This window comes from Oscillospiraceae bacterium, from assembly GCA_035353335.1.
In the GTDB taxonomy this organism is placed as follows: Bacteria; Bacillota; Clostridia; order Oscillospirales; family JAKOTC01; genus DAOPZJ01.
Genome location: DAOPZJ010000024.1, coordinates 1 through 13309, shown reverse-complemented (window position 1 = coordinate 13309; position 13309 = coordinate 1). Strand labels below are relative to the sequence as shown.

The window sequence follows — 13309 nt, the reverse complement described above, 5'->3', positions numbered from 1 at the left end:
TAACAGTGAAAAAATAGGGGCGCGGATAAAGAAAACTAAAAATTCTTTATCCACGCCCTGCGATTTCAGATAATTGCACTTTTAATAAAGGAAAAAGGTAAAGATAGATGAAGAAAATAAGTTGGAATATCGGCCCTGCAACGAATACCGAGATCAATACCGCAAATGACATTCATCAGGACTGCGTGCTCGGGCTCTGCCGCGATGACGAGGGTTATCTCTGGGCGACGGCGGGGCATTGCGGATACGGCAAAATCGGCGTGTTTCGGGGTAAAAACGCCGATGATTTGAAAAAGCTCTATGACGCACAGCTGCTTATTAAAACTGGCGCTGCCGGAGAGGCGTTCGGTGGTGAATCGGGCAGATATCCCGACGGACCTCTTGCACGCGGCGAGATCTGGGCGACGGGGCTTTGGATTGTGCCGAAGACGGCGACCAAATATCCGGGGCGGTTTTATGCGCTCGTGCATAACGAGACCGGATGGGGCGCGGGGAAAACGGGTTACACCGCTTTTGGGCAGGAGGAAGGAGAGCCGGATTTTCGGCATATCGGTCTGATCTCTTCCGACGACGAGGGGCGTACCTGGGCATTTCACAAATGGGCGATCACGGCAGCGGAGCCCTGCTATACGGAAGTTTACCGCCCGGACGGGATTACCGGGGGCGGGCAAAAAGCGGGCGTAATCAATCTGGGCGCTGGGGATTTGTCGGTTTTTTATCAACCTGACGAAAAAACGTTATACTGTTTTTATTCGATGCTCCGGTATAATATGAATGACCGGAGTGTCGTGGATGAAATTTATGCGGCGAAAGCCGATGTCGACGAAACCGGGGAACTCGGCGGGTTTAAAAAATATTACAACGGTTCATTTTGCACACCGGGGAACGGGGGAGCGGAGACCGCGATTATGACCGGCGGAGCGGAACCCTGCGTCGCTTACAGCAAGCCGTTGGGGCGTTATCTGATGACGACCTATAACCGTATTTACTGGGGCACCGGCCCGACCTTACAGGTTTGCTACAGCGATAATCTGGTCGATTGGAGCGAACCCGTCCGCTGTGTCGAGGAACACACCGAACTGAGCATGCCGTATTTTTCGCTTGCGGGGCATGAACCCGATGAACCGCACAACTGGCTGGGAGAGGACTTTGAGCTGTTTGTCAACACCAACAATACCGACGTGAAGCTGCATAAGGTCAGGACGAAACTGATTGATTCTGAGTGTAAAGTTTAAAAGTTGAAAATGTAAAGTGACATATTCAGCAGGCCTTTTTTACTTTTAAAGCGTGCGAACACTGTTCGCCCCTGCGTTTTAAAGGATGAACGGACGGTCAAGACCGTTCTTTACAATGACAAAAAACTCCCCGAGCGGGGAGTTTTTTATTTGCAGGTTATAAATTTACAGAATAACCTCTTTACCGGTTTCGGCGGATTTGTAGATGGCCTCGAGGATTTTGATCATGTTGACGCCCTGCTGCGGGATAAAGTCCGGTTTGACGCCTTTTTGAATCACATCGACGAAATGGCGCAGATTGCCTTCATGCTGCGGGATGCCTTTTTCATCGTTGATCTGCGGATCGTAATCGGCGGTCTGGCCGTATTCTTCGGTGTAGATGTGCAGTCCGTTGTCGCTCGAGAGTTCGCAGCCCGCTTTGGTGCCGCGCAGTTCGACGAAGTTGCGCTCTTTTGCGACATTGGACGCCCAGGAAAATTCAAGCTGCATGCAGGCGCCGTTATCGAATTTGATGAAGCCCATCGCGAGGTCTTCGACGTCGAAAATCCCGTCTTTTTTGGTCTCGCCGAACATCGAGTGCACGGAGTCGGAGATGTCGCCGAGGTTTGAAAACTTGCTGTAAGTGCAGCCGGAGACCGCGACCGGCACAGGATTGCCCATTAGCCAGATCGCAAGGTCGATCATATGCACGCCGAGGTCGATTAACGGTCCGCCGCCGGACTGGGCTTTGGTCGTGAACCAGCCGCCTTTGCCGGGGATGCCGCGGCGGCGCTGCCAACCGCAGCGGGCGGCATAGATTTCACCCATCTTGCCGTCGGCAATATACTTTTTCGCAAACACCGCGGTCGGGCGGTAGCGGTTGTTGCGCATGACCATCAGGGTTTTGCCGCTCTTTTCGGCGGCAGCCTGCATCTTTAAAACTTCTTCGACCGAGACCGCGTCGGGCTTTTCGGAAAAGACGTGAAAGCCGTGTTCCAGCGCGTAAACGGCGATGATCGAATGCAGGTAATTCGGCACGCACAGATCGACCGCGTCCGGCTTTTCGGCGGCGAGCATCTCTTTGTAATCGGTATAGGTTTTGGGGATATTATATTCATTGGCGATGGCTTCGGCTTTTTCGGGCTTGATATCGCAGACGGCGACGATTTCGGCGTTTTTCATCGCTTTATATGCGGGCATATGACCCCAGCGGCAGACGCCGCCGCAGCCGACGACGGCGATTTTTGTTTTTTGCGTGTTTTCCATGGTTATTTCTCCCTTTCATATGTAAAAGAAATATAAAAAATTCTTTTTCGCGAAAAATAAAACTCAGAGCCAATCTTATTGAAATTCCGGCTTTCCGATTTCGGAAAGCAAAAAATATCTTACCATTGCCGGTGCGTTTTGTCAATTCAAAAGCTGATTGTGAAACTGAAAAACGGGGCAAAATGATAGTACTGCTCCGCAAAAGGCCGCGGTAAAAAATTTCTTAAATATTTGCGATTTTTATGGAAATGTGGTATTATAAATTCGTATGTGCAGCGCGGACGGCTTTATCTCCGTTTGTAAACACGGTAGCCCACCGTCTGCGTCTTGAAAAATCAACACGGGAAGGTAACAGAATGGACAAATTTGTTATCAACGGCTGTAGACGTCTGTCGGGCGAAGTCGAAATCAGCGGTAACAAAAACGCATCGGTCGCGATTTTAGCGGCGGTATCGCTGTGCGATGAGCCGTGCCGTATCGAGAATCTTTCGCAAATCGGAGACGTCGATGTCTTCATGCAGATTTATGAAAAGCTCGGGGCGAAGATTACCCACATCGACGCCAAGACGATTGAGATAGATCCCTCCTGCATCAAAAATGCGGAGATCCCTTATAAACTCACAAAACTCATGCGGGCGTCTTATTATTTTATCGGAACTCTGCTCGGGCGTTTCGGCAGGGCTAAGGTCTGCATGCCCGGCGGCTGCGATTTCGGGTCTCGCCCGATCGATCAGCATATCAAGGGCTTTGAGGCACTCGGTGCGGCCGTCAGCGTGGAACACGGCTTTATTGAAACCATCGCAAAGAACGGACGGCTCGCCGGCAATTCGGTCTATTTCGATAACATCACGGTCGGCGGAACGATCAACGTCATATTGGCGGCGACCAAAGCAGACGGTTTGACGGTGATTGAAAATGCGGCGAAAGAACCCCACGTCGTCGACGTAGCCAACTTTTTGAACTCAACGGGTGCGGATATCCGCGGCGCGGGCACCGACGTCATCAAAATCCGCGGCGTTCCGTATCTGCACGGCACTACCTACGGTGTGATCCCGGACCAAATTGAGGCCGGAACTTTCATGGCCATTGCCGCGGCGACCGGCGGCGACGTCCTGATCAAGAATATCATCCCCAAACATCTTGAATCCATTTCTGCCAAACTCACCGAGATGGGCGCGGAAATTATTTCCGGAGACGACTGGCTTCGGGTGCGCTGCGCGGGACGCCTTGCGCGCGTCAATATCAAGACACAGCCGCATCCCGGTTTCCCGACCGATATGCAGCCGCAGGCAGGTGTTTTATGTGCTGTCGCTTCGGGTACCAGCGTTATCAGCGAAGGCGTGACAGAAAATCGGTTTCGATATACCGAGGAGCTGGCCCGGATGGGTGCGATGGTCAAAGTCGACGGAAAGACCGCAGTATTTGAGGGTGTTGAAAATCTGACCGGTGCGACGGTCCGGGCGACCGATCTGCGCGCGGGAGTGGCAATGGTGATGGCGGGACTCGTCGCGAAAGGCACGACCGAAGTTGAGGACATCCATTTTATCGAGCGCGGTTATGAGTTTTTAGAGAAAAAACTCACGATGCTGGGTGCAGACATCAAGAGGATTTCCGCATATAAAAACGGGGAAGAAACGCCTTCCGGTCAGATCCCGATTACAGCCGGGAAAGCGTTGAAAAAGGCCAACTGATGGACAGCGTCTCAACTTTATTCTCCGGCAGCTCGGGAAACAGTTGCTACATCGGCAGCTGTGATGACGGGATTTTAATTGACGCCGGAAGAAATTTCAAAGCCATCTGCGAAGGATTAAAGTCGCTCGATTTCCCCGTCAGGGGGATTCGGGCGGTTTTTGTTACCCATTCGCACGAAGACCATATCAGCGCTTTGAGGGTGCTTACAAAAAAACTTCCGGAGATACCGATTTTTGCGACCGCGCAAACGATCGACAACCTGTTATTCGAGGAGATCGTCGGTCCGGAAGCGATGTTATGCCCGATTGACGAACAAGGCATTGGAGTCGGTCGGTTTTTTGTGATACCTTTCGAGACGCCTCACGACTGCCCGGGCAGCTGCGGATTTGTGATCGAGACCGAGAGCGGAAACCGCGTCGGCGTCTGCACGGATCTCGGTCATCGGAACGATATTGTGACGGAGGCACTCTCGGGATGCAGAACCGTCGTGATTGAATCCAACCATGACGAAAATATTTTGCGGGCGGGGAATTATCCATACTGGCTGAAAATGCGCATTTTAAGCGCGGAAGGGCATTTATCGAATCGGGACTGCGCCTCACTCTCGGCGATTTTATTACATAGCGGCGCAAAGAACTTCGTACTGGCGCACTTGTCACGAGAAAACAATCTGCCCGACGTGGCATTCGACACAGTGAACCGAAAATTGTGTGAATGCGGGGCGGAACCGGACGAGGAATTCGGTCTGCATGTCGCGCCGGCGCTTGCGGCGGCCAGACATTTTTCGGTTTTATGAATATAAAAGTTATCTGTATCGGTAGTTTAAAAGAATCTTATTTGCGCGACGCAGCGCGTCACTTGAATGTATTATGAATATTAAAATTATTTGTGTCGGTGGTTTAAAAGAATCTTATTTGCGTGACGCGCAGAAGGAATATCAAAAGCGGCTCTCGGCATCCTGCGGGCTGGAGATCGTCGAGCTTTCGGCGAAAAATGATCTGCCCGCCGATAAGCAATTAAATGAAGAGGGCAAAAAGATTCTCGAAAAAGCGAAAAACGGCTATAACATCGCGCTGTGCGTCGAGGGCAAAGAGTTGACTTCGGAGGAACTTGCTCACAAAATCTCCGAACTGTCGGCGGGCGGTGTGAACGCGCTGAATTTTATCATCGGCAGTTCTTATGGGCTTTCGGACGAGGTTAAGGCAGCGGCTGATTTGAAACTGTCGTTTTCCAAGATGACTTTTCCGCACCGGTTGTTTCGAATTATGCTGCTCGAGCAAATTTACCGTGCGTTTGATATTATGGGTGCGAGAAAATATAATAAATGAAGATTAGTTTCCGGACGCAAAATAATGATTGAAAAAGCCGAATGCAGCGCACCCGGCTTTTTTCATGCTCGTTTTACCAAACGCCGAGAACATGCTGCATCAGCAAGCTTACTCCTGCGATGCAGACCCAACAGCAGAAACCGAGGAGAATCGGCTTTCCGCCGCTTTTGACCAGTTTGACAAGATTGGTGTTCAGACCGATGGCTGCCATCGCCGTGACGATCAGGAATTTACTCAAGGTTTTCAGCGGTGCAAAAACATTGCCGGGCACGCTGAGCGCGGTGCAGACCGTGGTGATGACCGAGGCCGACACGAACCAGAGGATGAACCAGGGGAAAATTTTTTTGAGGTTGACTTTGGATTTGGATTCGGATTTGTCACCGGCCTCTTTTTTGGTGCGCCATAATGCAAGCACAAGGGTGATCGGGATGATGGCAAGCGTCCGGGTCATTTTGACGATCGCAGCGGTATCCAGCGCGTTGGAACTGTGAATCGCATCCCATGCCGAGGCCGCGGCGGTGACCGAGGAAGTGTCGTTGACCGCGGTTCCGGCAAACAGGCCGAATCCGTAGTTCGACAGCCCGAGCAAACCGCCCAAGGTCGGGAAGACGAGCGCGGCGATTACGTTGAATAAGAAGATGACTGAGATCGATTGGGCAATTTCGCTGTCGTCGGCGTCGATGACGGGCGCGGTGGCTGCGATGGCCGAGCCGCCGCAAATTGAGGAGCCGACGCCGATCAGAACCGAGATTTTCGTCGGGACTTTCATCAGTTTATATAGTGCAAAAGCCACAATCAACGAGGTTGCGATTGTGGATAATATGATCGGAAGCGACTGAAGGCCTGTGGAGGCGATGACCGACAGGTTCATGCCGAACCCGAGCAGCACGACAGCGCTCTGTAAAATCTTTTTGGAAGCAAACGAGATGCCGGGGACCAGTTTAGTCCGGTTTTTAATAAACAGCGCCAGGATCATTCCGATCAGAATCGAGCATACTGGCCCACCCACCACGGGGACGAGCTCGCCCAGAAACCATGCGGGTACTGCGATTGCAAAACATAATAAAATTCCGGACCAATTGGTCTTGAGCCATTTCAAAACGAGAGCACTTCCTTAAAATTTAAATGATGCTGTCCTGTTCGATTGTTTTGCTTTTTGCTTTCGGTGTGATCTGCGAAAGCAATACCGCGACCAGCATCAATCCGGCGCCGAGAAATTCGCGACCGGTGAGTTGTTCGTGTAAAATCAACCAGCCGAAGACCGCGGCAAAGACGGATTCCAGGCCGAAAACGACCGAGGCCACAGCCGGGGGCGTGGTCTTTTGGCCTAGTATCTGGAAGGTGTAGGCGACGCCGCAGGATAAAAATCCTGTATATAAAAGCGGAATGCGGGCTGACCAAATCGCGGTCAGGCCGGGCGTTTCGAAAAAGAACATTGTGACCGCGGAGAGCGCCGCGGCTACAAAAAACTGAAGACAGGACAGTTTGACTCCATCGACGAGCGGGCTATAGTAATCGACGGCCAAGATTTGAAACGAGAAAATCAATGCGCAGATAAGCAGCGGGATATCGCCTTTTTCAAATGAGAATTGTTCGGTTACGCTTAAAAAATACAGACCCGCAACCGCAAAAGCCACGCCGAACCATAAGAAAACACCTGATTTCTTTTTAAAGAACAGCCCGATCATCGGCACGAGGACGACGTACAACGCCGTCAGGAAGCCCGCTTTGCCTGCGGTCATATCGACAAGCCCGATCTGCTGCAGGCCTGTCGCCGCGAAAATCAAAATACCGCAGATGACGCCGCCAAGGATTAAGTTGCGTCGTTTTATCGCATTTTGGGCGGAATCCTCCGGAGAAAAAGCTTTCTTGGGTTCGTGCCGGAAAAATATGGCGACCGGTAAAAGCACCAGACCGCCGAGCAAAAAACGGACCGCATTGAAGGTAAACGGTTCAATATAATCCATTCCCATGCTCTGTGCCACAAAAGTCGAGCCCCAGATCAAGGAGGCAAAAAACAAAAAAGCCGAGCCCTTGATTTTTTCTCTGTTCAAATTGTTCATGTGTATTTCCCGAGTTTAAAAAATTTCGCGCTTTTTCACTGCAAAACAGCGCAAAGAGAATCATAACACAAAGCGGTTTTTTTCGCAATCTTCACCGAAAAAACATATTTGAATGATATATAATATGATTCAGACAGAGATGGCTCTCTGTATTGCCGCAAACCGCAGTTTAGATTGCAAAAACAATAGAAGTATTCCGGAATAATCGCAAATAGTTATGCAAAAAGAGGGCGGTTTGATCGTTTTAACTGGATGCAATGAATTTGATTGCATAACATCGCACGAGAGTATATAATCAATATCCAAATATGTTTCGAGAGATCGAAACGCGGAAAGGGAAACAATCCATGATAAAACTGTTCCGGTATTTAAAGAAATACGCCTGGTTGATCGTCGTGACGGTGGCTTTGATCTTCGGACAGTGTATGGCCGATCTGACGCTGCCCGATCTGATGAGCGATATCATCAACAACGGCGTTTTGAAAAAAGACGTGCCCTACATTTGGCAGATCGGCTGGCAGATGCTGCTCGTGGCGCTCGGGAGTATGGCCGCGGCAGTCTTGGCGGGCTTTTTGGCTTCGCGCATCGGTACGGGCTATGCACGTGATCTGCGCAGCAAGGTTTTTAACAAAGTCGAGGGCTTTTCAATCGCCCAGTTCGACGGTTTTTCGACTGCCTCGCTGATCACCCGTTCGACCAACGACATCCAGCAGCTCGGCATGTTTGTGGTCATGATGCTTCGCATCATGGTCTCAGCGCCGATTACGATGATCGGCGGCATTATCAAAGGTTCCGCAAAGAGCAGTAAACTGACCTGGATTTTAGCGGTTTCGATTCCCGTGATTTTAATTGTAGTCGGTATTGTCATCCGGCTGGCGACGAAATATTTTAAACAGATGCAGGTCCGCCTTGACCACATGAATCTGGTATTGCGAGAGGGACTCACGGGTGTCCGGGTGATCCGTGCTTTCGGGCGCGATGACCGTCAGGCGGAGCGATTTAAAGAAGCCAATGTTGAATTAAACGAAGTCTCGCTGCGGGTACAGCGGCTGATGGGCACAATGATGCCGACGATGATGCTGATCATGAGTCTGACGCAGCTCGGCATTGTGTGGTTCGCGGGCCCGCTGATCAACTCCGGCGAGATGGATCTCGGCGGCTTGATGGCCTTTATCCAATATGCGATTCAGATTCTATTCTCGTTCCTGATGTTCAGCTTCATCTTTATCATGCTTCCGAGAGCCGCCGCTTCGGGTTTACGCGTTCTCGAAGTGCTTGAGAGCGAAAGTGCTCTCAAAGACCCCGAAAAGCCTGTCAGCCCCGAAAAGTCCGGCACGGTCGTTTTCGACAATGTAACTTTTGCCTATCCGGGCGCGGAACAGCCGACGCTTGAAAACATCAGTTTTACCGCCGACCGCGGTGAGACCGTGGCGATCATCGGCGGTACCGGTTCGGGCAAGTCGACGATCGGCGGGCTGCTCATGCGTTTCTTTGACGTGAGCGGCGGAAAAGTTTTGGTCGACGGAGTCGATGTGCGCGAGATGAACCAGTCCGATCTGCACAGCCGCATCGGCTTTGTGCCGCAGACCGCCAAGCTTGTCACGGGCACAATTATGGATAATATCAAATTCGGCAACCCTGACGTGACCGACGAACAGGCGGAAGCGGCAGCCAAGACCGCGCAGGCCGAGGAATTTATCACAGGCCGTGAGGACGGCATGAACGCCGAGATCACCCAGAGCGGAACGAACCTCTCGGGCGGTCAAAAACAGCGGGTCTCGATCGCTCGTGCGATTGCAAAGAAGCCCGAGATTTTCATCTTCGACGACAGTTTCTCCGCGCTCGATTTCAAGACCGACGCGATGCTGCGCGAGGCGCTGAAAAAGGATACGGACGGCGCGACGGTCATCGTGATCGCCCAGCGCATCAATACCATTATGAATGCTGACCGGATCCTTGTGCTGAACGAGGGTCAGATCGCCGGAATCGGAACCCATGAGCAACTGATGAAGAGCTGCGATATTTATCGCGAAATTGCATCCTCGCAGCTGGCAAAGGAGGTGGGTTGAGATGGCGGTACGTGAAAAGAACTACGGCAACGAATTCAAACAGTCGCAGCGGATGCGCGGTCCGGGTATGGGGCCTCCCGGGATGATAGCGGGCGGAAAAGCCAAAGATTTTAAAGGAACTTTTAAGAAACTGGTCAAATACCTAAAACCACATTCCTTAGCGTTAATCTTTGTTTTAATTCTGACCGTTGCTTCGACGGTGTTCACATTGAATACCCCGAAGATTTTGGGCAACGCCACAAACACTTTAATGGTCGGCTTTATGTCTAAAAAGGCCGTCGAGATGATGGCCGAGAACGAGAACAATCCCCAATTTGCCGCAGCGATGAAGGCGTCCGGCATCACACCGCTTTCGCAGTGCAAAGACAACGCCCAAAAAGCAGAGTCGTTCGAAAAAATAGTCGGACTGCTGCAAAAGATGCCCCAAAGCGATAATTCCGAGGCGGGAAATATGGCGCTTGCAGCGGAGTATTACGATAAAATCACCGACAATATCGCCAAGACCGGAGGCGGAGTGGATTTTTCCGAACTCGGGAAAACCGCTGTCACAATTTTGGCGCTCTATCTGGCAGCCGCCGTCTGCTCATTCATTCAGGTGTTCATCATGGTCGGCGTGACCCAGAAGGTCGTCTTTAAGATGCGCAGCGACGTCAACGCCAAACTGAGCAAGCTGCCGCTCAAATACTTCGACTCTCAGTCCCACGGTGACATTTTATCGCGCGTGACCAACGACGTTGATACGGTCAGCCAATCGCTGCAGCAGTCGCTGACTCAGATCATCTCGTCCGTCGTCATGGTCATCGGAATTTTATATATGATGCTGACCATCAGCGGCACAATGACCCTGATCACACTGGCGTCTCTGCCGATTTCACTCGGAATCACGATCTTTATCACCAAACGCTCGCAGAAATATTTCCGCGGGCAGCAGAAGTCACTCGGACAGATCAACGGCCACGTCGAGGAGATGTACAGCTGCCACAACGTGGTCAAGGCCTACAACTACGAAAAGGCCTCGATCGAAGAATTCGAGCACAGCAATAATGAACTGTACCAAAACAACTGGAAAGCGCAGTTCGTATCCGGCAGCATGATGCCGATGGTCGGATTTATCGGCAACCTCTGCTATGTCGGGGTCTGTGTCGCGGGCGGCATCATCGCCTCGAACGGCACGATCATGATCGGCAGCATCCAGGCATTTATCCAGTACTCGCGCCAGTTCAACCAGCCGATTGCGCAGGCCGCTCAGATTGTCAACATCATGCAGTCGACCATGGCTTCAGCGGAGCGGGTCTTCGAAGTGCTTGAACAGCCCGAACAGAGCCCCGATTCCGCGGATGCGCCGAAACTGACTCAACCCCAGGGCGCGGTTGAGTTCGAGTCGATTCAATTCGGTTATGACCCCGACAAGACCCTGATTCACGGTATCTCGCTCGACGTCAAGCCCGGTCAGACCATCGCGGTCGTCGGGCCGACCGGTGCGGGCAAGACCACGCTGGTCAATCTCTTGATGCGGTTCTATGAGTTAAACGGCGGAAAGATCACGATCGACGGCGTCAATATCGCCGATATGAATCGTGAGGATTTGCGCGGACTGTTCGGCATGGTGCTTCAGGATACCTGGCTGTTCAACGGCACGATCGAAGAAAATATCGCCTACGGTTCGGATCACCCCGATCACAAGGCCATCGTCGACGCCGCGAAAGCCGCCTGTGCCGACCACTTTATCCGCACACTGCCCGAGGGCTACAACACGATTATTCGCGAGGACGCGGGAAACATCTCGCAGGGCCAGCGGCAGTTATTGACGATCGCACGCGCAGTATTAAAAGACCCGGCGATTCTGATTTTGGACGAGGCGACCTCGTCGGTCGATACCCGCACCGAAGTGTTGATCCAGGAGGCCATGCACCGGCTGATGAAGGGTCGGACCAGCTTCGTGATTGCGCACCGGCTCTCGACCATCCGCAACGCCGACAACATTCTTGTGATGAACCACGGCGACATCATCGAGACCGGCTCGCACGAAGAGCTGATGGCGCAAAACGGCTTCTACGCCGACCTATACAAAAGCCAGTTCCTCGGCAAGCACGAGGAGAACAATATCGCTTAGATAAAAATGTTTACAAAACCCCGGACGAAAACGTACGGGGTTTTAGATTTTTATCTAGGTAGCTGTTCGTTTGAAAAGATAAGAAAGTATTTTGACTGCCAAGTTTACAAGTTTCTACTTTGTGGCCTGAAGTGTTTTAATCTTCCCGTCGGCGAACATGATTAATAAATCCCCACCGGATATATAGCAAATATCAGAGATACCGCCGAGACCGCGCGCGTCAAACTCGTTGATCAGGTTTCCGGTTTGGGCATTTTGTCGCACAACATAGAAATCCTGCATCGGATGTTTGGTGGGTTTCACATAGGCGTATTCAATCCCGTTGAACACAAAATTCATTACGGCCCCGTGTCCGTATGCGGTGTTTTGAACACGCGCCACCTGAGTGAGCGTGTTGTCAGCTAAATTTATACTGTAAATATAAGAAACCGCATCGTCAAACACAAAGTACACATTATTGCCATTTCCAAACAGCAGTTTGCAATATTCAATTTCTTCGGGGAGTTCGGTGTCAATAGAGTAAGTATTCAATGTTTCAGTGTTGATGTCGTAAACATTCAAACACACATTGTTATGATTCAGTGAAATCATAGCAAGACGCCCATCTTCGGAAAACACAGGACTCGCACTGTCAATACGATTTTCAAAGGCATATAACACTTTCCCGCTTTCTCGTTCTGTTAAAACATAACCGCCTGATCCATTATCTGCTTTCTCCGTATAAATCAAATATTTGAATTCATTTGAAACTTTACACCAGTACATGGAATCATTTGAAATCGTTTCAATCAGTTTATCATCGGAAAACAGCATGTATCCATATTCGAAACAGACAGCGAAACTATTACCGATTCCTTTCACAATTTGATTTGAGGCATCGCTGCATACCCCGTTATAAACCGGAATGGTTTCTCCTGTTTTATGATTATACCTAACAAGAAGCATCTGTGTTTCATTTTCCAATTCGTAGGTGTACCGGATAATGACGTTATCATCATCTAAAGGGTATAGGCGAAATGTGTAAGATAAGCTCGTTTTAGGCCATTCCATGATTTCATTTGACAGAATGGGTTGGCTTGGCTGACTTGGGCTGATAGGATGTTTTACTGCCGGAAGCGAAGGTGCAGAAACTGGCGTTGAACTTTTTGATTCGCAAGACAAAGGTTTACTCTCTGTAGTAACAGCATTACTGAGCGGGTCGCTGCTGACATTCTGTTCAATAACACATCCGATTATAAGAGGCATAATGAGCAAACATAGAAAGCAAAACGAGATTCGTTTATTCATTATAACGTTCCTTTCCGTAATAATCAGCCAAAGGCCGGTGAGATACAGAGTTTTTACTCTTATTGATAACCATATTATACCATAAAGCTGATAAATAGCAATATGCGATTTGTCTTTGTGGAAATTACTAATAAACTATTGACAAAGATACCTTAACTGTATATACTATGCATATACGGATATATTCGGTATGACGTCACCGAAGAATCTGTTGGTTATAGCTAAATATCTATAAAACCTGTGAAAGGGTGATTGTATTGATGCGGATCGTGCTGGC

The 13309-nt window shown here is 50.4% G+C and carries 10 protein-coding genes; 6 read left to right on the top strand and 4 right to left on the bottom strand.

Going from position 1 to position 13309, the window contains the following annotated elements; all coding sequences use genetic code 11:
• The first annotated feature begins 107 nt into the window (after positions 1 to 107).
• A complete protein-coding gene (locus PKH29_06580) occupies positions 108 to 1235 on the top strand; it encodes a hypothetical protein (GenBank protein ID HNX14502.1) in 1128 nt (375 codons plus the stop codon).
• 165 nt (positions 1236 to 1400) lie between these two features.
• Here the strand turns inward: PKH29_06580 and PKH29_06575 are convergent, their stop codons facing one another.
• Positions 1401 to 2480: a Gfo/Idh/MocA family oxidoreductase gene (locus PKH29_06575; protein HNX14501.1), complete on the bottom strand. Its 1080-nt coding sequence runs from the start codon at positions 2478 to 2480 to the stop codon at positions 1401 to 1403.
• Positions 2481 to 2836: 356 nt separating this feature from the next.
• Here PKH29_06575 and PKH29_06570 point away from each other — a divergent pair, with 356 nt between their 5' ends.
• From PKH29_06570 to PKH29_06560, 3 genes are all read left to right on the top strand, one after another.
• Positions 2837 to 4171, top strand: coding sequence for a UDP-N-acetylglucosamine 1-carboxyvinyltransferase (locus tag PKH29_06570; protein ID HNX14500.1), 1335 nt, complete (start codon positions 2837 to 2839; stop codon positions 4169 to 4171).
• A complete protein-coding gene (locus tag PKH29_06565; protein HNX14499.1) occupies positions 4171 to 4968 on the top strand; it encodes an MBL fold metallo-hydrolase in 798 nt (265 codons plus the stop codon). The genes PKH29_06570 and PKH29_06565 overlap by 1 nt, the downstream gene beginning before the upstream one ends.
• A gap of 70 nt (positions 4969 to 5038) precedes the next feature.
• Positions 5039 to 5500: a 23S rRNA (pseudouridine(1915)-N(3))-methyltransferase RlmH gene (locus tag PKH29_06560; protein HNX14498.1), complete on the top strand. Its 462-nt coding sequence runs from the start codon at positions 5039 to 5041 to the stop codon at positions 5498 to 5500.
• A 73-nt stretch (positions 5501 to 5573) separates the two neighbouring features.
• Here the strand turns inward: PKH29_06560 and PKH29_06555 are convergent, their stop codons facing one another.
• A complete protein-coding gene (locus PKH29_06555; protein ID HNX14497.1) occupies positions 5574 to 6599 on the bottom strand; it encodes a YeiH family protein in 1026 nt (341 codons plus the stop codon).
• A 22-nt stretch (positions 6600 to 6621) separates the two neighbouring features.
• Positions 6622 to 7563: a DMT family transporter gene (locus tag PKH29_06550; GenBank protein HNX14496.1), complete on the bottom strand. Its 942-nt coding sequence runs from the start codon at positions 7561 to 7563 to the stop codon at positions 6622 to 6624.
• Between the two features lie 347 nt (positions 7564 to 7910).
• Between PKH29_06550 and PKH29_06545 the strand changes: the two genes are divergently transcribed.
• Complete coding sequence (locus PKH29_06545) at positions 7911 to 9632, top strand: ABC transporter ATP-binding protein (protein HNX14495.1); 1722 nt, start codon at positions 7911 to 7913, stop codon at positions 9630 to 9632.
• Between the two features lies 1 nt (position 9633).
• On the top strand, positions 9634 to 11745 hold the full coding sequence (locus tag PKH29_06540) for an ABC transporter ATP-binding protein (protein HNX14494.1): 2112 nt from the start codon (positions 9634 to 9636) through the stop codon (positions 11743 to 11745).
• A 114-nt stretch (positions 11746 to 11859) separates the two neighbouring features.
• On the opposite strand, the gene PKH29_06535 is transcribed toward PKH29_06540, so the two are convergent.
• Positions 11860 to 13032, bottom strand: coding sequence for a hypothetical protein (locus PKH29_06535; GenBank protein HNX14493.1), 1173 nt, complete (start codon positions 13030 to 13032; stop codon positions 11860 to 11862).
• Between the last annotated feature and the right edge of the window lie 277 nt (positions 13033 to 13309).

Coding starts and splice junctions, on each gene's coding strand:
- PKH29_06565 (HNX14499.1), top strand. CDS start 4,171: ATGGACAGCGTCTCAACTTTATTCTCCGGCAGCTCGGGAAACAGTTGC.
- PKH29_06580 (HNX14502.1), top strand. CDS start 108: ATGAAGAAAATAAGTTGGAATATCGGCCCTGCAACGAATACCGAGATC.
- PKH29_06570 (HNX14500.1), top strand. CDS start 2,837: ATGGACAAATTTGTTATCAACGGCTGTAGACGTCTGTCGGGCGAAGTC.
- PKH29_06535 (HNX14493.1), bottom strand. CDS start 13,032: ATGAATAAACGAATCTCGTTTTGCTTTCTATGTTTGCTCATTATGCCT.
- PKH29_06540 (HNX14494.1), top strand. CDS start 9,634: ATGGCGGTACGTGAAAAGAACTACGGCAACGAATTCAAACAGTCGCAG.
- PKH29_06575 (HNX14501.1), bottom strand. CDS start 2,480: ATGGAAAACACGCAAAAAACAAAAATCGCCGTCGTCGGCTGCGGCGGC.
- PKH29_06550 (HNX14496.1), bottom strand. CDS start 7,563: ATGAACAATTTGAACAGAGAAAAAATCAAGGGCTCGGCTTTTTTGTTT.
- PKH29_06545 (HNX14495.1), top strand. CDS start 7,911: ATGATAAAACTGTTCCGGTATTTAAAGAAATACGCCTGGTTGATCGTC.